The sequence below is a fragment of the Vibrio sp. KMM 9700 genome (assembly GCF_058545285.1).
The window spans coordinates 518,673-540,232 of record NZ_CM178590.1 but is presented as its reverse complement, the minus strand read 5'-3'; the positions used below and the strand labels follow the sequence as shown (position 1 = coordinate 540,232).

At 42.2% G+C, this 21,560-nt stretch carries 14 protein-coding genes; 10 read left to right on the top strand and 4 right to left on the bottom strand.

The window, feature by feature from the left end; genetic code table 11:
- Positions 1-43: 43 nt before the first annotated feature.
- Positions 44-1,018, bottom strand: coding sequence for a DUF3187 family protein (locus tag AC2VOY_RS13610; protein WP_491833112.1), 975 nt, complete (start codon positions 1,016-1,018; stop codon positions 44-46).
- 472 nt (positions 1,019-1,490) lie between these two features.
- Between AC2VOY_RS13610 and yghU the strand changes: the two genes are divergently transcribed.
- Entirely contained in the window at positions 1,491-2,354 is an 864-nt protein-coding gene (gene yghU, locus AC2VOY_RS13605) for a glutathione-dependent disulfide-bond oxidoreductase (RefSeq protein WP_491833111.1), read from the top strand.
- A gap of 83 nt (positions 2,355-2,437) precedes the next feature.
- Here yghU and xylB read toward each other — a convergent pair whose 3' ends face one another.
- Positions 2,438-3,883 carry a xylulokinase gene (gene xylB / locus AC2VOY_RS13600; RefSeq protein WP_491833110.1) on the bottom strand — a complete coding sequence of 482 codons (1,446 nt, stop codon included), beginning with the start codon at positions 3,881-3,883 and terminating at the stop codon, positions 2,438-2,440.
- A 202-nt stretch (positions 3,884-4,085) separates the two neighbouring features.
- Between xylB and AC2VOY_RS13595 the strand changes: the two genes are divergently transcribed.
- The gene (locus tag AC2VOY_RS13595) at positions 4,086-5,267 is read left to right on the top strand and encodes a XylR family transcriptional regulator (RefSeq protein WP_491833109.1); all 1,182 of its coding nucleotides are present in this window, start codon (positions 4,086-4,088) and stop codon (positions 5,265-5,267) included.
- 67 nt (positions 5,268-5,334) lie between these two features.
- On the opposite strand, the gene AC2VOY_RS13590 is transcribed toward AC2VOY_RS13595, so the two are convergent.
- Positions 5,335-7,692 (bottom strand): glycoside hydrolase family 3 N-terminal domain-containing protein, encoded by a 2,358-nt coding sequence (locus AC2VOY_RS13590; protein ID WP_491833108.1) that lies wholly within the window; start codon positions 7,690-7,692, stop codon positions 5,335-5,337.
- A 10-nt stretch (positions 7,693-7,702) separates the two neighbouring features.
- Complete coding sequence (locus AC2VOY_RS13585) at positions 7,703-9,094, bottom strand: glycoside-pentoside-hexuronide (GPH):cation symporter (protein WP_491833107.1); 1,392 nt, start codon at positions 9,092-9,094, stop codon at positions 7,703-7,705.
- 230 nt (positions 9,095-9,324) lie between these two features.
- On the opposite strand from AC2VOY_RS13585, the gene xylA reads away from it, so the two are divergent.
- From xylA to AC2VOY_RS13545, 8 genes are all read left to right on the top strand, one after another.
- Positions 9,325-10,641, top strand: a complete 1,317-nt coding sequence (gene xylA, locus AC2VOY_RS13580; RefSeq protein WP_491833106.1) for a xylose isomerase — start codon at positions 9,325-9,327, stop codon at positions 10,639-10,641.
- Positions 10,642-11,082: 441 nt separating this feature from the next.
- Positions 11,083-12,447, top strand: coding sequence for a polysaccharide lyase family 7 protein (locus AC2VOY_RS13575; RefSeq protein WP_491833105.1), 1,365 nt, complete (start codon positions 11,083-11,085; stop codon positions 12,445-12,447).
- A 213-nt stretch (positions 12,448-12,660) separates the two neighbouring features.
- Positions 12,661-14,826 (top strand): metallophosphoesterase, encoded by a 2,166-nt coding sequence (locus tag AC2VOY_RS13570; protein WP_491833104.1) that lies wholly within the window; start codon positions 12,661-12,663, stop codon positions 14,824-14,826.
- A gap of 205 nt (positions 14,827-15,031) precedes the next feature.
- A complete protein-coding gene (locus AC2VOY_RS13565) occupies positions 15,032-16,312 on the top strand; it encodes a YeeE/YedE family protein (protein WP_491833103.1) in 1,281 nt (426 codons plus the stop codon).
- Positions 16,313-16,491: 179 nt separating this feature from the next.
- Positions 16,492-17,286: an iron uptake system protein EfeO gene (efeO, locus tag AC2VOY_RS13560; protein WP_491833102.1), complete on the top strand. Its 795-nt coding sequence runs from the start codon at positions 16,492-16,494 to the stop codon at positions 17,284-17,286.
- Positions 17,287-17,291: 5 nt separating this feature from the next.
- The gene (gene efeB, locus AC2VOY_RS13555) at positions 17,292-18,563 is read left to right on the top strand and encodes an iron uptake transporter deferrochelatase/peroxidase subunit (protein WP_491833101.1); all 1,272 of its coding nucleotides are present in this window, start codon (positions 17,292-17,294) and stop codon (positions 18,561-18,563) included.
- Between the two features lie 34 nt (positions 18,564-18,597).
- Positions 18,598-20,286, top strand: a complete 1,689-nt coding sequence (locus tag AC2VOY_RS13550; protein WP_491833100.1) for an FTR1 family iron permease — start codon at positions 18,598-18,600, stop codon at positions 20,284-20,286.
- Positions 20,287-20,461: 175 nt separating this feature from the next.
- On the top strand, positions 20,462-21,514 hold the full coding sequence (locus tag AC2VOY_RS13545; RefSeq protein ID WP_491833099.1) for an NAD(P)-dependent alcohol dehydrogenase: 1,053 nt from the start codon (positions 20,462-20,464) through the stop codon (positions 21,512-21,514).
- Positions 21,515-21,560 lie beyond the last annotated feature (46 nt).

Sequence of the window (21,560 nt, the reverse complement as noted above, 5' to 3'; positions counted from 1 at the left end):
TATTGAGTTTAAAAATAATATTCTTAGGTCACTTAGGTATAAATTATAAGAAGTAACGAAACCCACCATTAAAGCTAATGTCTGCCGAATTATCCATATTGATAAAGTTCTCGGTCAATGCAAATTCTAGCTGCCAATTCAGATGTGAGAAACGATACCCCAAGGTGATTTCATTGGTAAAGTTTTCAAAGTCTTCGACCTTTTTTAAGTTCCCTTGATAACCGTGATATTCTGCAAGTAACTCATGATTTTGCGCAACGCGGTAGCTATAGCCTAAAGCAAAATCAATCGTCATATCTCTTGCGTGTATATTGACGTCCTGCTCATCTGCAGCCTTATCTAAAAAGGTTTCATCATCTTTATTGGATACCCCAAGGCTTGAAAATAATGCATGCTTTCCAGTAAGATAGGTGTAATTTAACTGTACTTGCTGCTCAAATGTGCTGCGTTCAAACGGGCCACTGCCGACATCATTATAATAAAGCGTCACACCTATATTTAAACCATGCTCATCGCTTTGATAAATTTGATATTGGGTATACCAAGAAAAAGCACTCACTGTGCGCTCATCTTCAAAATCATTTAAATGAAAATTATAATTATCTGAATCAATATTAAATTGATGATCAGCGACATCATCACGGCCATTTTGGTCAATATTAAACCAATCATGAAATTCAATAATTAAATTATCTAAGTGGTTATTTCCAGTCCAACCTAACTGATAGGATAAATCCATTGCCCAACGTGAATTAATTTTCCAAAGACTTCCGACCATCCATTGGTTTTGATAATAATCCATATGAAAATCATCCCCTTCCCCCCAGACACTGGATGCATTCATAGTGGTATAAATTTCACTTGAATCTGGTGCCAACCCTGAGCGAAGCTGCATAGATAAGCTAGTTGATTGAAACTGAGATTGGGAGTATGAGCGTAAAGGCGTGGCGGTGTGCGCTTGAACGCAAGGAGCAATGACGACACCGGTTAGTGCAATATATTTAAGACAATTATTCATTATGGTTCATCATATTTAAGCTGAGTCGGATGCTGCAAATCATAATAGTATTTCATATTTAGTTACATATAAAAATGAATGATACATGACTTTAATCATGCTTTTTTTTCATTCATTAAAATTTAATACAAAACATGTTTTAATATCATATAAAAGACAAATAAATATTAATAAAAACACCAACAGATAATTACTATTAATTAACTTATATTCAACATATAATTATTTGACACTGATTATAAGAATCTTTAATTTCCTAGCTAAAAAGCCAGAATATAACCACATTATTATTAAGTATTCCATAAAAAAAGTGACGTATGCAAAAAACGCAACTTAGATATGCGAGTTGAGAAATTGCTATTTCTCCAAGTTTGAGGCAGCATGAAGGTGTCAATACGCTAGTTTATAAGCACTTTAGTTTATCGTTACTTTGGTTTATAACTACCTGGGCTTACACATAAAAGGAACAGATATGACTGATACATACATCCCACCTAAAGTTTGGAAAATGGAAGCTGAAAACGGTGGCACTTGGGGCAGCATCAACCGTCCTGACTCTGGCGCACGTTTTGAGCGTGATCTCCCAAAAGGTGAACATGGCCTTCAATTGCATTCAATGGGCACGCCAAACGGCCAAAAAGTCACCATCATGCTCGAAGAGTTGCTTGCACTAGGTAAAGATGCAGAATATGACGCCTTTACAATTAAAATTGGCGATTCCGATCAATTCTCATCTGGCTTTGTGGCAATCAACCCGAACTCAAAAATCCCTGCATTGCTTGATTATTCTGCCGGCACAGATGAGCCGCTACGTGTGTTTGAATCTGGCGCAATTTTGCTTTATCTAGCTGAAAAATATGATGCTTTCTTGCCAAAAGATCTCGCCGCGCGCACCGAAACTTTAAACTGGTTATTCTGGCTGCAAGGCTCTGCGCCGTATCTTGGCGGCGGTTTTGGTCATTTCTACGCCTATGCGCCTGAGAAGTTTGAATACCCAATCAACCGCTTTGCGATGGAAGCAAAACGTCAACTAGATGTGCTTGATAAGCAGCTTGCTCAACATAGCTTTATTTCTGGCGATGAGTACACGATTGCGGATATGGCGATCTGGCCTTGGTATGGCAACTTGGTGCTTGGCCGCGCCTATAACGCAGCTGAGTTTTTAGATGTGAAGAGTTACACGCATGTGCTTCGTTGGGCACAAGAAATGGACGAACGCACAGCAGTCAAACGTGGCCGTATCGTCAACCGCCCATTTGCCGACAACCCATGGGATGGCATTGATGAGCGTCATAGTGCGAAAGATATTGATGAAGCATTGGCGCAAAAGCCTTAGGCTCTAAGCTAACATCCAACGATTAATTTAAGGCTCAATTGATAAATAACTATCAAGTGAGCCTTTTTAATTTATAAGCGAGATTATCCCCAAATCTTCTGATACAAATCTTTAAATACTGCATATTTAACTTGATACGCTGCGGCTTTTTTAAGATCCGGCTCATGCCTTTGAACCAGCTCTGGCGCCGCGCAAATCTGCGCTAAGGTTTTATCCGTCTCAATTGCTAATTGGGCTAAACGCGCCGCGCCAAGTGCTGGGCCAACATCGCCACCTTCACGGTATTCAAGCGGTTTTTGAATAATATCGGCAAGCATTTGACGCCAAAAGGCACTTTTTGAACCGCCACCAATTAGACTAATTGATTCAGGGGACACACCTGCTCTTTCAACCACTTCTACCCCTTGCGCCAATGCAAAGCCAACACCTTCGAGCACGGCTAGAATTAAATCCAAATCACTTGTTTGGTGGGTCATGCCAAAGAACACACCTTGCGCATTTGGATTATTATGCGGGGTGCGCTCACCAGATAAATACGGTAAGAAGATCACGTCGGTTTGCTTGACATCACTTTGTGTGAGCGCTTCAAGCATACTGCCGACATCGGAATACTTGGTCAATTTACACACCCAATCAAGGCATGAGGCTGCGCTTAAAATCACAGACATACAATGCCAACGTGATGGCAAGGCATGGCAAAAGCTATGCATCGCTTCTTTTGGGTTAGACACAAAACCATCAGTGACAACAAAATATACCCCAGAGGTGCCAAGTGAGAGCATTGCCTGATTGGGTGCGACAATCCCAACACCAACGGCGCCAGCAGCGTTATCACCACCACCTGCAATAATTGGTACTTTTTTAAGTTGCCAACGGTTTGCCAGTGTTGCATTTAAATAGCCAGTGACTTCGCTGCCTTCAAAGAGACTTGGCATATGCGCGCGTGAAAGCCCTGTTGCGCTAAGCATTTCATCCGACCAATCCCGCGCGCCAACATCTAACCATGAAGTGCCCGCAGCATCGGATAGATCGCAAGCAAACTCCCCGCAAAGCTTGTAGCGTAAATAATCTTTTGGCAGCAATACCTTATCTATCTTGGCAAAGATTTCAGGTTCATGTTTTTGTACCCACTTAAGTTTAGGCGCTGTAAAGCCAGGCATAATTAAATTACCCGTGATCGCCTGCGCCTCTGGCACCGCTGCTTGAAGCTCTTCACATTCAAGAAAACTGCGTCCATCATTCCATAAAATCGCCGGACGAAGGACTTCTCCTTCTTCATCAAGCAAGGTTGCGCCATGCATTTGCCCTGATAAGCCGATCGCTTTGACTTGAGATAAATCTTGGCTCAATGATAACGCATCCATGGTTTGTGTGAGCGCTTGCCACCATGCATTAGGATCTTGCTCAGACCATAAAGCTTGTGGTGAAGATACCTCAAGGGCTGCACTTTGACTCGCCACTAGTTTGCCTAGGCTATCCATCAAAATAGTTTTAACGCCAGATGTGCCTAAATCTATACCTAAATACATGATTTGCTCCTTTTTTAGCAAATTCCTTAGCCGATGATTTATACTGAATGGGGGGTACTCTTGGTGCAATTACGTTTTTTCGTTATGTATTTGAGAGATTTTATATTTGCGCCTGATGTCACGATCTTGAACTAAGGTCTTGAGAATTTTGAATAAAGTGCATATCTTTCAAGCACACAAAAAATTAAAGCGAAAACCTATAATGAATAAAGCTTATAAAATTAATTTATTGTTTAACGCCAATAAAATTTACGATAGACAAGTGATCGAAGGAATTGGGGAGTACCTTCACGCTAACCAATCAAATTGGGATATTTACATCGAAGATGACTTCACCACTAACCTTGAGAATATCAAAAACTGGCAAGGTGATGGTGTGATTGCCGACCTCGATAATCCAGATATTCTCGCTGCAGTCCAGCATCTAAACTGCCCTGTTGTCGGGGTGGGCGGATCTTATGCGAATCAAGAGGATTATCCTCTATTTCCATATGTTGCAACCGATAACCATGCGTTAGTAAGCGTTGCACTAGAACACTTAAAAGCCAAAGGACTGGAGCAGTTTGCCTTTTATGGTTTTCCTGAAACGCCTTATTATCAATGGGCAAAAGAGCGGCTCGACGCCTTTGTTCACTTAACCCAGTCACAAGGTTACACTGGCCTTACTTTTCGTGGTAATGACACCAAATCAGAAAATTGGCACCATGATATGAATCGTTTGGCTGACTGGATTGAACGCTTACCAACCCCAATTGGTATCATCGCTGCCACAGATTCAAGAGCGCGGCACCTTTTACAAGTTTGTGCCCAACTTGGGATCATGGTGCCAGATAAAGTCGCTGTGATTGGCATAGATAACGAAGAGATCACTCGTTATTTAAGTCGTGTGTCGTTAAGTTCGGTTGGGCAAGGTTGCCAAGAGATGGGCTATCAAGCGGCAAAAATGCTTGATCAACAATTAATGCTAGATGAAAAACCAAATTACACAACAAACAATATCCCACCACGTTTAGTTGTGCCGCCGACTCAAGTCTTTGAGCGCCAAAGTACCGATTTTCAATCCCTTACCGATTCTTATGTGATCCAAGCGATGCACTTTATTCGCCAAAATGCCTGTCGTGGGATCAAGGTGGAGCAAGTGCTCGATCAAGTTAAAATTTCACGCTCCAATTTAGAAACTCGTTTTAAGGATGCACTTGGGCACTCGATCCACCATGAAATTCATTTCTCAAAACTCAAGCAAGCTTGTCACTTATTAAAAAGCACTAAGCTTCCTATTAATGAAATCGCTCAAGCTTGCGGTTATCCGTCGACTCAATATATGTATAGTGTGTTTAAAAAAGAGTTAGCTGTGACGCCTAAGGGGTTTCGCGAACAGCCATAAGTAATTTGAATAAATATATGAAAAGCCTTACCTAAATAATAAGTAAGGCTTACTTCATACTATAAAATTAAACTTCAGTTACCTCACATGTCATATCCCAGTCTTTCCCCAAGATCTTAGTTTTACCTTCAACTACTACATCTAATTTTTTCACAATATCAATTGAAGACTTGGCAATCATTATTTCAAATTCACCCGGCTCAACAATACGTTGATGTGAACTATCTGTGAAATTAAGCATATCCGTTGGTAAACTAAACAGGATTTCTTTTTCCTCACCCGGCGCAAGTTCCACACGGCTAAAGCCTTTTAGTTCACGAATTGGACGAACTAAACTTGCTAATACATCACGAACATACAATTGCACAACTTCACAACCTGCACGTGAGCCAACATTTTTCACCTTCACCCGCACTTGAATATCGTCATCCATTTGAACTGTAGGAGTAAGTAACGCTACATCCGTATACTCAAACTCAGTATAGGTTAAGCCATAACCAAAGTTATATTTTGAGCCAAAGTGAAACGCAATCGGTGTGCCGCTACTTTTTAGCTTATGGTTATAGTAATACGGCACAGCTCCCGCATTTTTAGGAATCGATAAAGTTAAGCGTCCAGATGGTGCAGCCTCACCGGTTAAGAGATCGCAAATCGCGCGTGCGCCCTCTTGCCCTGGCGCCCAAGCATACAAAATAGCCGCAGCTTCTTGCTCTGCTCGGCCCAAGTTATAAGGCCTACCACCAGTCACTAACACCACCACAGGTTTGCCAGAATCTAGCGCTAAATCAATCAGCTCTTGCTGAACACCTGGCAAATTCAAGCTATCTGCATCCGAGCCTTCTCCTATGGTTCCGGTTTGGAATAAGCCGGCTAAATCTCCGACACAGACTAACGCCACATCCGATTGTTCGATTTGCGCTTTAGCCGCTTCAAAGTATTCACGAGATTGCGAAATAGGTGATTCTTTATCTTGATTAATGGCTAAATCCACATCCCCTGGAAAAACAGGCGCATCAGGGTTACGCTCAGTTAAAATCTCGCAACCTTGATGATAATTTACTGTGCTAAATCTTTGCTCCAGCACAGTGCGCAAACTTGGGCAGGTTTCAAGCGAACTTGTGAGGCCACTTAAAATTAAGTGTACAGGGAAGCTATAGCCACCAAGTAGCGCCAGCGGATCGTCTGCAGTTGCGCCCACCAAGGCCAATTTAGTTTGCGTCGAAAGTGGCAAGATGCCGTTATTTTCTAGTAATACAGCAGATTTTTGCGCCACTTGATAAGCTGCTTCTTTGGCAGATTCAGCTTGCAGCGCTATATTATTTTCATCTGTATATGGATTTTCAAAAAGCCCGAGTTCAAATTTGAATTTTAAAACTCTTGCCACTGCTTGGTTGATCACCTCTTCTTCAATCCAGCCTTGCTCTAGCGCCGTTTGCAATTGCGATGAGCATTGACTGTCTGGTAATTCCACATCAAGCCCTGCATTAAAGGCAAGCGCCGCCGCATGAGCTTTGTTTTGCGCCAAACCATGGTGACTGGCAAGCAACTCCACACCGCCATAATCCGCGACAATCAAGCCATCAAAGCCCCAATCTTCACGCAGTACTTTCGTTAATAAATGCTTTGATGCATGGCAAGATTCATTATCAATATCATGATAAGCCGGCATGATGGACGCTGCATCGACTTGTTTAACCGCCATTTCGAACGGCAATAAGAAAGTATCATTTAACTCTTTAAATCCAAGGTGCACCGGCGCATGGTTGCGGGCACCTTCACTAAATGAATGACCAACAAAGTGCTTTAAGGTCGCAAGCATTTGTCTATCTTTGCCTTGGATCCCTTTGACATATGCACTTGCCATCACCCCAACATGGTAAGGATCTTCACCAAGCGTTTCTTCTGTGCGTCCCCAACGTACATCGCGGGACACGTCTAGCACTGGCGCAAGACATTGTTTCGCACCAATCATCGCCGCTTCTTTCGCTATCTCTTGGCCTGCAGTTTCGATAAGCTCTGGATCCCAAGTGTGACCATAATTAAGCGACGATGGGAAAAGTGTTGCACCTTTCACCATAAGCCCGACTAAGCTTTCTTCATGAGATAACGCAGGGATCCCCAAACGAGTTTCTTCCACTAAGAATTTTTGTAATTGATTCAGCGCTTTGACTCCTTCTTTGGCGTCGACAGGAGCTGTCCCAAGTGGGCGCGTAATTTGCCCAAGTCCATTTTTTAGCGCTTCTTTGACTGTTAGCGATTGGGCCGAATCACTCATTTCTAATTCACGAAACTTGTGTTCTCCCTGCGGATCTAGATACAACCACTGTGCGCCAAGTTGGGCTAATTTTTCTTCCATTGTCATACGTTCAAGTAAATCTTGGACACGTACTGAAACTGGCTGTTGACTATCTTTATAAGCTTGCATAAAACGACCTCTAGTTTAATTCTGCAGGGTGTAAGGTTTCTTTTTTATTTTGATTCGTTTCTTTGCCTTCTAACTCAAGCAAGGCTTTAATTTTTTCAAGTTCAGCTTTACGTAACGGGTAAAAGTGCATCACCCCAGCCAGGCTGATAAAAATGACGCCAGGAATAAAGCTAAAGAGTAAGTTGATCATATTTAATGCTGCATCAGGTTGGCTTGTGAGTTGCCCGTCATAACCAGTGAAAGCCAGCATCCAACCAAGCAGTGCACCACCTAATGCAATGCCCATTTTGATAGCAAACAAAGCGCTCGCAAAAACGGTTCCACTAATGTTACGACTAGTTTTAGTTTTTTCATCATCAACGACATCAGACATCATGCTCCACAGAAGTGGAGTGGTCATCATTTGAATCACGCCTAAACCAAGTACAAAACTAAAGATCAACAAGACATTTGTTGGTGGAAGGAAATAAATAATGCAAGAAAGAATGCCCGAAATAGCAATCAGAACTTGATAAGCAGATACTTTATCGTAACCTTTTAAAACAATTGGTGAAATAAAAGCACCAATAATATTAGCAACCATACCGAGTGAAATCATCCAGGTTGCAAGATCTTCTCGTCCCATCACTTCATTGACATAATAAAGCGTTGAACCACCTTTTAAGACAACACCTGCTAATAAAATAACATTAGCTACAAATATAATGACCCATGCTTTATTTTGTTTAAATGATTTTAAATTTTGACTCACAGTTGAATTCTTATTTGGTTCAACTGACACTTTTTCTTTTACATTTTTAAAACATAAATAAAATAAGACAATTGCGCCTGCGCCCATAATGGACATAGCGCCTAAATAGCCTAATTGTTTGTCCCCTTGCCCAATTACAGACACTAATGGTAATGCAACGAGTGCCACAATTAAGCCACCTATCGTACTAAAAGCAAAACGATACGATTGAAGAGATGTTCTTTCGTCTGAATCATTGGTTAAGGTATTCGCCATTGCGCAATACGGCACATTAATTGCTGTATACATCAAGGTTAAAAAGATATAAGAAACATATGCATAGATAACTTTTCCGACTTCACCAACATCAGGCGTGAAAAAGACCATCAAACATGAAAGACCAAATGGAACTGAAATCCAAAGTAGATAAGGACGATATTTACCATGTTTCGATTGGGTTCTATCAACGATCCCACCCATAATAGGATCCGTCACCGCATCAATAAATCGCACAAGCAAAAACATGGTACCCATATGAGCAGGAGAGAGGCCATATACATCAGTATAGAAATAAGCTAAGAAGAGCATGACGGTTTGCCATACAAAATTACACCCCATATCACCTAAGCCATAAGCTATTTTTTCTTTCCGAGAGAGCTTTATTATTTGCATATTATTATCCTTTTTATTTTATGTTTCACGCCCTTTCATCATAGTCAAAAAAATATAAGTCACATTTGTGAAATATGATAATTAAATTACGTTTTTTAGCTATTGTGATTCCAATCGAAAGTTTAATTTCAAAACAAAATATGACAATCCACTAATAATTTTTCGTAATTGCGAGAGTAAAAAAAATAACCTTAAATAAACTCAATCTTCGCAAATAAGGAATAATAACCATGCAAGAATATTTCCAAGGTATTAATAAAATCCAATATGAAGGCACTGAGTCTACAAACCCACTTGCATTTCGTCACTACAATGCAAATGAAGTCATTCTTGGTAAAACCATGGCAGAGCATCTTCGCTTTGCAGCAAGCTACTGGCACACATTCTGTTGGCCGGGCGCTGATATTTTCGGTGCAGGTTCATTTGAGCGCCCATGGCAGGGTGAGACTAGCCAAAGCATGGCAGAGAAAAAAGCGGATGCTGCCTTTGAGTTCTTTTCAAAGCTGACCATTCCTTACTACTGCTTCCATGATGTAGATGTCGCATACGAAGGCAAGTCTTTGCATGAATATGTTGAAAACTTTGCACATATGGTGGATGTTCTTGAGAAAAAACAAGAGCAAACAGGAGTCAAGTTATTATGGGGCACGGCGAATGCCTTTAACCACCCACGCTTTATGGCAGGCGCGGCAACCAACCCAGATCCACAAGTATTTGCCTATGCAGCAACTCAAATTTTTAATGCGATGCAAGCAACCAAACGCCTAAATGGTGAAAACTATGTGCTGTGGGGCGGTCGTGAAGGTTATGAAACCTTACTTAACACTGATTTACGTCAAGAGCGCAAGCAACTTGGTCGTTTGATGCAAATGGTCGTTGAACATAAACATAAAATTGGCTTTAAAGGCGCGATTTTAATTGAGCCAAAACCACAAGAACCAACCAAGCATCAATATGATTATGATACGGCAACTGTCTATAGCTTCTTAAAAGACTTTGGCCTTGAAAAAGAAGTCAAAGTGAACATCGAAGCGAACCATGCAACGCTGGCAGGACATAGTTTCCAACATGAAATTGCTACGGCAACCTCACTCGGTATCTTTGGTTCTGTCGATGCAAACCGTGGCGACCCACAACTGGGTTGGGATACAGATCAGTTCCCAAATAGTGTCGAAGAAAATACATTAATCATGTATGAAATCTTAAAAGCGGGTGGCTTTACCACTGGTGGCTTGAACTTTGATGCCCGTGTTCGTAGACCGTCTATTGATGGCGCTGATCTTTTCCACGGCTACATTGGTGGTATGGATACTATGGCATTATCACTTAAAAATGCAGCAAAAATGCTCGAAAATGACAAACTTTCTGAGTATGTTGCTAAGCGCTATGCTGGTTGGAATCAAGGTCTTGGTCAAGCAATTCTAACCGGTGATTATTCACTTGAAAGCTTAGCTAAGTATGCTGTTGAGCAAAACCTTGATCCACAACGCGTCTCAGGACAACAAGAATTTTTAGAAAACCTCGTGAACGCATATATTTATAAATAGATTCCATTATAAGCATTACCCCAATTGCCCTTAACCTCGCTGTTAGGGGCTTTTTATTATCTGTTTTGTGCCCTCCAAATAACTACCATTAATCTATAACTTGCTAGTGTTAATTTAATCGCTATACATTCCCTGCAAAAAATCATATTTAATAAAATCAAAAAACGTAAAAATCCCAAGATGTAAAAACACAACATCGCTCACAATTTAACCAATCCAATTGGCTTGTATTATTAAATTATAATAATAATCAATCACTAATATAAAAATGCTCGCTTGCTGCATAATCTGTCGTTTTATTTAACGCAGTTGACGCAACAGGCGAACCTATAAGGCAGAGCTTCATCTGCTATTTAAAAGTGGTTGCAATATAAAACGTTGCTTGAAGGCATGATATTGATTTACCGCTTCTTTTAATCCAGTAAAACAAAGGTGAAATACATGAAATATTTAAAAGTCGGCACGCTCGCCAGCTTAATTGCTTGCAGCATGGCAACCCAAGCGCAAACCTTAGACATTGTCGAGGCTAGCGATTGGGGCGGTGCGCATCCAAGTTACCCAGCGTCCAAAGCCATCGATGGCAACACAGATTGGTCTTCTCGTTGGGCTGCCATCGATGAAGGCAGTGAAGTCAACTTAGTGCTCGATTTAGGCTCAGTGCAAAACGTTTCAGACGTAAAGATTGCTTGGGGGCGTGGCGATCAACAAAGCAATAAATTTGAAATTCGCACCTTAACCGATGACGCCAGTAACACTTGGGATAAAGTTTATTACGGCAACAGTTCTGGCTCGACCACAGATTTTGAAAGCTATGATCTTGGCAATGTCCAAGCACGTTGGATCCGCATCAAAGTCTTTAATAATACGGCGGGCAGCGACTGGACAAATATCACTGAAGTAAAAGTTGAGGGATCATCCTCTGATCATGATCTGGATGCATCAAAAGCACCATCCAGTAACTTTGATTTACTCGATTGGTATTTAAGCGTGCCACTTGATGAAGGTGATGGTTTTGCCACTTCAATTAAAGAAAATGAACTTGCTGCAAGTTATGAAGATGAGTTTTTCTATACCGGCACCGATGGCGGCATGGTCTTCTACACCCCTGTCAAAGGCTATAAAACGTCTGATAGCACTAAATTTGTACGCACCGAATTGCGCGAAATGCTACGCCGCGGCGATACCTCATATTCAACCAGCGGCAAGGGCAATAACTGGGCATTTTCGAGCATAGACAGTGATGACCAAGAAGATTTTGGCGGCATTGATGGCAAGCTAAGCGCGACCCTTGCAATCAACCATGTCACCACAACATCAGATGATGAAACACAAGTTGGACGTCTTGTGGTTGGTCAGATCCATGCGAAAAGCAATGAGCCGATCCGTTTGTACTATCACAAACTACCTGACAATAAAAATGGTGCCATTTACTTTGCCCATGAAACCTCTAAATCTGATGGTGGCGATGAAACTTGGTACAACCTAGTCGGTGATATGGTCAAATCTAATGGCGATTTAAACGATACGTCAAATCCAAGTGATGGGATCCCGCTCAATGAAGAATTCTCTTATGACATTGAAGTTGATGGCGACGATCTAAAAGTCACGATTACCCAAGATGGCAAGCAAATCGGCTATGAGGAAATCAGCATGGCTGAGAGTGGCTATGATGATGCAAGCAATTACATGTACTTCAAGGCCGGCGTCTATTTACAAGATAATACCAGTGATGACGACGACTACGCCAAAGTTACATTCTATAAGCTAGAGAATACCCATGATAATTACACTGATGGAGATGATTGATACCCTCCATATCATCACCTCTCCCCATAGGTAACCATCTGGTTATTATCATGGTTAAGCCAAAGCTGCGCCTTTTAGTGTGCGCAGCTTTTTTTGTGTGTATCAAGAGTTCTTACCAATAAGTTAATTTCATATTTGCAATATAAAAATACAATTTCTGTAACATTTGCCATTTAGACTCCATCCGAATTTTTAATATCACATGGAGTTGTAATGAAAGTTTTTCGCACTTATATTCCCCTTGCTATGACAATGGCACTATTTGGTTGTAATGATGAAACTAAAACGACAGAAGACAAAGTTGAAGAAGTCGATAATGGTGAAGTCGTCGTTACAGATCCCAGCTCATCATTAAAAATTGCCTTCATGCCTGACATACATTTTCATGATGTATACGGCGATTTTGAAGATGGGTCATTTCAAGGTTTACCTAATAGTAAAAGTGGCGAAAACGCAACGATTCGTACAATGTTGTCACAAATGAACTCTACCCGTTTATTTAATGAGAACTACTTTGCTTTATTAGCAGCATTAGATGACGTAGTCGCAAAAGGAATAAAATATGTTGCACTTCCTGGCGATTTTAGTGATGACGGCCAAGCCGTACATTTACGCGGATTAGTTGATATATTTAAAAAATATGAAGAAGAACATGGATTAGTGTTTTTTGCTGCACCAGGCAACCATGATCCCGTTCGTCCTTTCAATCAACCAGGTGGTAAGTCTGATTTTCTTGGTCAAGGCGGACAAAATCAAGCTATATATAGTTATGGTAAAAATGAATGTACAGGTTACACCGAAGCGACGACAACGATTGCAAACCCTGCTGGCTTAGATACCATTTGCACACAAGAAATTGAGCATTTAGGCTATGAAAATGTCATGTCTCTTATGGGTGATTTTGGCTTATATCCTGATGAATCCTATCTTTATTATGAAACTCCTTATAGCGTAAATAAAGATTCAAGTAGTTACTCATTTGCACAAGCAAAAGTAGAGGCTGAATATCAAAATCGTATGTATGAAATTTGTTATCAAGGCACAGGTGGAGAATATAAAAAAGAAGACTACACAAGTTGTTCTATGGTGCCTGATTCAACATATTTAGTCGAGCCAGTTGAAGGTGTCTGGATCATGGCGATTGATGCAAATGTGTATCGCCCGAAACAAGATTCGACCGGTGGTGAAGACAATCCGAATGACTATGATGGTTCAAGTAGTGCAGGCTATAACTTAATGTTAACCCATAAACAGCAAGTTATTGAATGGATTAGTGATGTTGTGCAACGAGCAAAAGCACAAAACAAAGTCTTATTGTCATTTAGCCATTTTCCTATGACAGACTTCTACAATGGCGCTTCAGAAGACATTGAAGATATTTTCGGTGAAGGAAACTTCCAATTAAGTCGTGTACCAGACAGTTCGACCAGTGAAGCTTTAGCGACAACAGGCTTAACTGTACATGTCGGCGGGCATATGCATTTTAATGATACAGGGGTGAAGCAATATCAAAAGGATGGTAAAACTTACACCTTGTTTAATATCCAAGCCCCATCATTAGCTGGTTATATACCCGCTTATAAGATCCTCTCTTTAAAACCAGATTCACAAATAGAAGTCGAAACTGCAGTTATCAGTGATGTGGATAGATTTGATGAGCTTTTTGAGCACTATGAAGAAGAATATGAATACCTTGTCTCTTCAGGCTCTGACTCGATTTGGAATAAAGATATTTTAACGTCAAAGAATTATTATGAATTAACCGACTGGCATATTAAGGAATTGACACGTTTACGTTTTCTACCAAGTGAATGGCCTGATGATATTAAATCTATGATTTTTAATATGAATGGTAAAGATATGCTGATCCTATCGCAAATTGATACTAGTTTGACAGTTTGTGAAATGAGTTACTTATTAGGGGATGAACTTGGATGTCGCTTAACTGAAACTCAATTAGAGCAAGCCCAAATTCAGTGGGAAACTGCGAGCGATAAAGCAAGCATTAAAGCCGAGCAAATGGGCGTAACATTAGATAGCTTAGAAACCTGGACAGGGACTGATTTAGCCACTGATTTTTATCGTTTGCGTAATGCTGATGAGCTAGCATTTAGAGATATCGATGAACAGCGCCTAGCCGAGTATGGCATGCTTAGTCGTGAACTTTCTGAATTTAAAGGCGATATTTTAGTTGATGATGCTACTGATACAAGTAGTTTAAATGCTGGCGAACTTTTCCGCTCACGTTTTGGCTCACTTTTTTACATTTTAGATAAGTTTGCGACTGGCGAAGCAAGCGATCACTTCCTCATTGATACCGAATATGGAACATTGGAAGATTTAGCCCAATCACCTGAGCGAGAATACTTCGCTTATTAATTTTCTAGTCCAAATAGTGTATTGAATATTTCTCCCAAGCTGCGCCTTTTAGTGTGCGCAGCTTTTTTTGCATTTTCCCAAGTCATTAAATATAAAAATCTTTTGTATAACCTTTTGTTCTGAAATATGCCAATTGGCTGTTATCCCCCTACTTTAACAGTGTCTAGAATAGTTGAATCTTTTATTTCACTGTTTAGAGTTCATTATGTCCAGTTTATCTATTAGCCAACCACAGCTCAAAACGAGCCAAGGTTTATGGGGCGGCGCGATTGCCCTGCTCACCCTTGCGCTCGGTCTTACATTTTTAAAAGACGACACTTTATTTTTACGCCTTCTCTTAGGCCTTAGCCTTGGCTTTGCCCTGACCAAAGCATCCATAGGTTTTGCGGGCAGTGTCAACCGTGCTTATCGCCGCGGCTCAACCCAATTAATCCAAACCTTAATGTTTATGTTTGTGGTCACCGCAATCATTAATGCAGGATTGCTATATAAAAATGGCCCTGCGGATTTCAACTTGTGGGTCAATCCAATTAACTTAGGTTTGATCATTGGCGGCGTGATGTTTGGAGCTGGCATGTGCTTATCCAGTTGCTGCGCCAGTGGTGTGATGGTTGAAATGGTATCGGATATTCCGCGCGCCCTGACGACTTTAATCTTTTTTGGTTTCGGCGTATTTATTGGCTTCCCACTGCAAGCGACTCAAAGTTGGGTCACACAATCGATTTGGACGAGCCAAAGCTTTGAACGTGGCATCTACCTGCCTGATTTATTTGCCGCAGGTCCACTCAACGGGTACCTAAGCGCTGTACTTGTGACAGTATTTTTTGCATTAATCGTGGTGCATATTGCCAAGCGCTATGAACAAAAACGTCATGCCAAAGGCGAGTTTTTAGGCGTTGCCGGTGAGATTGAACGTGAACAATTATCCCAACAGCCACAAGAAAAATCCGCCAGTCTGTTAGAATGGAAAACCTATCACCGCTGGTTTGCCCAACTGTGGACATTACGCCAAGGCGCATTAGTGATTGCAATTATTTTTGGCATCATGATGGCAACCACAGGATCGGGTTGGGGCGCATCGACTCCGTTTGGGATCTGGTTTGGCAAAGGTTTAATGGCGCTTGGAGTTTCTTCTGAAAGCTTAGCAGCCTTTACTCATCGTTCTGCTGCGTCATTTGAACTGCCATTTTTTGAACACTCCATCTCAGTGCAAAACTTAGCCATTTTGATTGGTACGCTCGTGGCTGTGCTGCTTATGGGCCGCTTTAAAAACCCGACAAAAATAAGTTATTCCGCCAAACAATATGCTTTATTTGCCCTCGGCGGTCTCTTGATGGGCCTTGGCACCCGCTTTGCCAATGGGTGTAACGTTGGCGCTCTCTATACACCTATCGCAAACTTCTCACTTTCAGGCTGGATATATCTTATCTTCTTGATTATTGGTGGTATTTCAGGCAACAAACTTCTTGAAAAAATGAATCGTTAATCCCTCCTCTCAGGCGCAGTAATGGGTTTATCTCTTCGCTGCGCCTTGACACTTCTTTACACTACCATTCATATTTTGAAACAAAATCATTGACAGCGACTTCAGGAAACGTACAATCCACAAAGCTTTATGAGATTCATTCTCATTATCATTAATACTAGTTTTTAAAGGGACTTTTTATGCGTTTTCAAAAAACATGCCTCGCGTTCATCACTTCACTTGCAATCAGTGGCACTGCTGTTGCTGCGCCAAACCTTGACGCTGAACTTGCTGAATATAAAACGTTTTCGGTTGAGAAAATCGATGCGCTCGTGAGCGAAACTCAAACCTTTGTCGATTACCTCAACGAAGGCAAGCTTGAAGAAGCCAAAGCGCTTTATCCGCTTGTACGTATGAACTTTGAAACAGTTGAGCCCATTGCTGAGAGCTTTGGTGATTTAGACCCACGTATCGATGCGCGTAAAGCAGACCTTGAACCGGGTGAAGAGTGGACAGGTTTCCACCCTATCGAAGAAATTCTTTGGGTCAACAACACCACACAAGGTACTGAAAAATACAGCGGTCAACTGATTGCGGATGTCAAAGAATTGCGCGCAAAAGTTGCCACGGTTGAAGTCACGCCTGAGCTCATGGTGCAAGGCGCGGTCGATCTTCTAAACGAAGTTTCAACGAGCAAAGTATCTGGTGAAGAAGAGATTTTCTCTCACACTGACCTTTATGATTTCCAAGGCAACATCGATGGCGCAAAGAAAATTTTCGACATCTTCAAACCTAAGCTAAACGAGGTGAATGCTGATCTAGTCAACACGCTTGATCAACGTTTCGCACATGTTAACGAACTCCTTGCTGCGCAAAAAGTCGGTGACAAGTTTAAGAGCTACACAGAGCTAAGTGACGAAGAAGTTGCTGGCCTTGCTGAAGCTGTGAATAAACTTGGTGAGCCATTGGCGCAAATGGGTATTATTCTGGATTAAAAATAATGACAAGTGAACGACAAAATAAAACGCTTTTGGAACATTCCAGTTTATCTCGTCGTCTCTTGCTAAAAGGCGCTACATTAGCCGGGTCTTCCCTATTCTTAGGGAAGGCTTTAGCAGATCAGACAACTTCCTCAAGCACGCAAGATCAAACAACGCCACAAAAACATCCGCAAGAGCCTGATTTTGCCACTGGCCAAGTTCCCTTTTATGGGGAGCATCAAGCCGGCATCGTCACGCCTGCGCAGCGTCATATCTATTTTATGGTGCTAGATTTAGATAACACAGACAAAGCCGCTGTGATTAAATTATTTAAAGAGTGGACGCGTCAATCTGCTTTGCTCACACAAGGTAGAAATGTTGCGCCTTATAGCAAAAACAAACTGGTGCCGCCTGCTGACACAGGTGAAGCCGATAGTTTACACCCGTATAATTTAACCCTAACCTTTGGGGTTTCCCCAGCGTTTATCGACAAGTTAGGTCTGCAAGATAAATCACCTGAAGAATTTAAACCACTGCCACACTTCCCACGCGATCAGCTGCAAGAAGACTACACTGGCGGTGATATTTGTATTCAAGCTTGCGCGGATGATCCGCAAGTCGCCTTTCATGCCGTCAGGCAGTTAGTGCGCCATGCACGTTCCACTATGGTGTCTATGCGTTGGGCGCAAAATGGCTTTAACTCCTACAACACGCCAGATCAAACTCCGCGTAATCTGTTTTCTTTTAAAGATGGCACCGCCAATGCACTCGCGCTCAAAGAAGCGGATAAGCACATTTGGGCAGACTCGCCAGAGTGGATGAAAGGCGGCAGTTATTTAGTCGTGCGCCGCATTCAAACTCACCTTGAAACCTGGGATCGCACCAGCTATGGCGAGCAAGAAAACACCTTTGGCCGCGATAAAATCTCGGGCGCGCCTATGGGACAAAAAGATGAGTTTGAGCTGATTGATCCAAACTTAAAGACAGACAAAGGCGAGCCGGCCATGCCAGTGGATTCGCATGTCCACCTTGCGCATAGTACAGGGCAGCAAATGCTCAGACGCTCATTTTCATATCTTGGTGGGATCAACACCCGCACCAGCCAATATGATGCAGGGCTTTTGTTTATCTCATTCCAAAAATCACCACAGCAATTCATCACGATTCAAAATGCCTTTGGCAAAGTCGACAAAATGAATGAATACATAACCCATATCGGAAGCGGCTTATTTGCCTGTTTTGCTGGCGTTAAAGAGGGAGAATACCTTGGACAATCTTTACTTGAAGGCTAAATCTATATCTCTATTCAGTATGCAGCTGATGAAGATGAGTGTTTTATGTCTTTTCTTTTTAGCTAGCGCAAACACTATGGCGGCGCAAAAAGTTAATTTTTCACCTGCCTACATTGGCCTTTCCGATGCGCTAGGCGAGTCGAAAAATGGTGAACTGGACGCAGCAAAAGCGGATCTGGCTGACATTAAAACCTATATCGAAAGCCTTGAGATTGCAGACACGGCGAAAAAGAAAAACGTCTTAAAAGCCATTGAAACGGCAAGTGATGAACCATCGGTTGAGCATTTAACCAAGCTCTCTGCAAGCCTGATTGCTCTTGAGAAATACGTCAACCCTGTTGATTATGAAGCCATGCGCGCGCAATTTACCAAGCAAGTCATGCCAACTTATGACGCAATGGCAAAAGCTGTTGAGGCGCAAGATATGGCAGCGCTGAATGCACGATTTCGCATTTTCAATTCAACTTGGGCCAAGCGTGAGCGTGTCGTGCATGAAACTAGCATGGGTCACTATGGAAAGATTGAAACCTCACTTGCTCTGTTAAATGTTGAAAAGTCACGCGAAAACCCAGATTGGAGCCAGATCAAGCTGCAAAGTGATGCGCTAGGCGAGACGCTAACAAGCTTTAATAACGGCGAAAAAATCCAAACCACAAACAGTGATATGGACTTAGCCGATGGCATCGCCATGCTCAACACAGCATTAAGTGACTATCAGCAGCAAGACAGCGCTGCGGGTAACCAAGTCTTACTTGAGTTTATTAACAATTGGCCGACTTTTGAGGGCGATGTCAGCACCCGCGCACCAAGTTTGTATACGCGAGTTGAAAACCAATTACCGCTAATTATGGCAGCCGATGGCGACACTGATAGCCAAGCCAAGCTTGGGTCTTTAATTACTGATTTATCAGCCTTAAACCCAAGCCAAGCCTACACTGCTATCGACGCTGCGCTGATTTTATTGCGTGAAGGTTTAGAGGCATTATTAATCGTGTTAGCGCTTTTCTCTGCGATGCAGGCGGCCAAACAAAAACGTGGTCAGCGTTGGGTGATTGGCGGCGCAGTGCTCGGTTTGGTCACAAGTTTAGCCCTCGCTTGGGCGTTAGTGCGCTTCTTACCAAGCAACCTTGCAGGCAATGCGCGTGAAACGCTAGAAGGTTTTGTCGGGCTATTTGCGGTGATCATGATGCTCATTGTTGGGATCTGGCTGCATGGTAAATCTTCTGCCAAAGCGTGGAAAGATTTCTTAGCCAAACATACCTCTAGTGCGATTTCTGTGGGCAGTTTTACCTCGTTAGCTGTTTTGAGCTTTTTAGCCGTCTTTCGTGAAGGCGCAGAAACTGTACTCTTTTATGCCGGCATCTTACCTAAAATTGAGCTCAGTCAGTTCTTCTTAGGGATCTTTATTGCGCTGGCGGTGCTGGCTTTGGTGACCATTGTGATCGTCAAAACATCGCTCAAATTGCCGATTCCAACTATCTTTAAGATCTTCACTTGGCTAGTTTATTTCTTAGCCTTTAAGATGCTTGGGGTGAGTATTCACGCGCTGCAATTAACCGGTCATGTGAGCATTCATGTGCTTGAGTCGCTGCCGACGATTAACTTTATCGGTTTCTACCCAACCCTTGAAACTGCCCTTGCTCAGTGTGCATTTATCTTGATTGTGATCGCGTCAATTTATTGGCAAGGTAAAAAAGCAAATACTAGCTTGCAGGCTCAATAAGCGAGCACCCGACATTACTAAAATATGCGCCTCATTAAGTAAGATAGATATTATTTTCTTGTGTGGCGCATCTTCCATCAATCATTTATCTACTATTCAGATGACATCTAGGTAGTATTTTTCCTATACTAGATCTCGTTAGCAACACTTCTTCCACCATAAAAAGGATCACCACATGAAAACAATCGGTTATTGCGCACATGACGCAGATTCAGAGCTTGTCCCCTATACGTTTGAGCGCCGTGAATTGCGCGCCAATGATGTCTCGATGGAAGTTTTATATTGCGGCGTTTGCCATAGTGATTTACACACTGCGCGCAATGACTGGGGTTGGACGACCTACCCGAACGTGCCTGGGCATGAAATTGTTGGACGCGTGATTGAAGTTGGCGCAGATGTGAGCAAATTTAAAGTCGGAGATCATGTTGCAGTGGGCTGCATGGTTGATAGTTGCCAAAGCTGTAACCCTTGCCATCATGGAGAAGAGCAGTTCTGTGAAGAAGGCATGACCCAAACCTACAACAGCCCAGATCGCATCTCGGGTGATATCACCATGGGCGGCTACTCAAAACACCTAATCGTGCGTGAAGAGTTTGTATTAAGTGTGCCAAACTCGCTGGATATGGCAAAAGTTGCGCCGCTTCTGTGTGCAGGGATCACCACGTATTCACCAATGCGCGAATGGAACGTTGGCCCAGGCAGTAAAGTTGGGGTTGTCGGCATGGGCGGTCTTGGGCATATGGCGATAAAAATTGCTGCTGGCCTTGGCGCAGAAGTGACGGTGATTAGCCGCTCAACCAGTAAAAAAGCCGATGCAATGGAACTTGGCGCAGATTATTTCTTGGTCTCAGGGGATGAAGAGTCAATGGCTACCGCAGCCAGCAAGTTTGATATTATTATCGACACTGTGCCGGTCAAACATGACATTAATCCATATATGCCACTTCTAAAAATTGATGGCACAATTGTGTTGGTTGGCCAAATCGGACCAATGGATGAGATCACCACCCCTGCGCTAATTTTAGGCCGCCGCCGCATTGCCGGTTCTATCATTGGTGGGATCAAAGAAACCCAAGAGATGCTTGATTTTTGTGGGCGTATGAATATTTTACCAGAGTGCGAAATGATACGTATGGATGAAATCAACCACGCATTTGAGCGCATGGAAAAATCAGATGTACGCTATCGCTTTGTGATTGACATGGCCTCACTAGAAGCAGAAGCTTAATTGATTCATTCATCATGAGTAATTAAATAAACGGCAAGGTGAGTTT

Bases quoted from the DNA above. Each gene is read 5' to 3' on its own strand.
- xylA (WP_491833106.1), top strand. From the start codon at position 9,325: ATGCAAGAATATTTCCAAGGTATTAATAAAATCCAATATGAAGGCACT.
- AC2VOY_RS13565 (WP_491833103.1), top strand. From the start codon at position 15,032: ATGTCCAGTTTATCTATTAGCCAACCACAGCTCAAAACGAGCCAAGGT.
- AC2VOY_RS13570 (WP_491833104.1), top strand. From the start codon at position 12,661: ATGAAAGTTTTTCGCACTTATATTCCCCTTGCTATGACAATGGCACTA.
- AC2VOY_RS13595 (WP_491833109.1), top strand. From the start codon at position 4,086: ATGAATAAAGCTTATAAAATTAATTTATTGTTTAACGCCAATAAAATT.
- AC2VOY_RS13550 (WP_491833100.1), top strand. From the start codon at position 18,598: ATGAGTGTTTTATGTCTTTTCTTTTTAGCTAGCGCAAACACTATGGCG.
- efeO (WP_491833102.1), top strand. From the start codon at position 16,492: ATGCGTTTTCAAAAAACATGCCTCGCGTTCATCACTTCACTTGCAATC.
- AC2VOY_RS13590 (WP_491833108.1), bottom strand. From the start codon at position 7,692: ATGCAAGCTTATAAAGATAGTCAACAGCCAGTTTCAGTACGTGTCCAA.
- AC2VOY_RS13575 (WP_491833105.1), top strand. From the start codon at position 11,083: ATGAAATATTTAAAAGTCGGCACGCTCGCCAGCTTAATTGCTTGCAGC.
- AC2VOY_RS13585 (WP_491833107.1), bottom strand. From the start codon at position 9,094: ATGCAAATAATAAAGCTCTCTCGGAAAGAAAAAATAGCTTATGGCTTA.
- AC2VOY_RS13610 (WP_491833112.1), bottom strand. From the start codon at position 1,018: ATGAATAATTGTCTTAAATATATTGCACTAACCGGTGTCGTCATTGCT.
- efeB (WP_491833101.1), top strand. From the start codon at position 17,292: ATGACAAGTGAACGACAAAATAAAACGCTTTTGGAACATTCCAGTTTA.
- yghU (WP_491833111.1), top strand. From the start codon at position 1,491: ATGACTGATACATACATCCCACCTAAAGTTTGGAAAATGGAAGCTGAA.
- xylB (WP_491833110.1), bottom strand. From the start codon at position 3,883: ATGTATTTAGGTATAGATTTAGGCACATCTGGCGTTAAAACTATTTTG.
- AC2VOY_RS13545 (WP_491833099.1), top strand. From the start codon at position 20,462: ATGAAAACAATCGGTTATTGCGCACATGACGCAGATTCAGAGCTTGTC.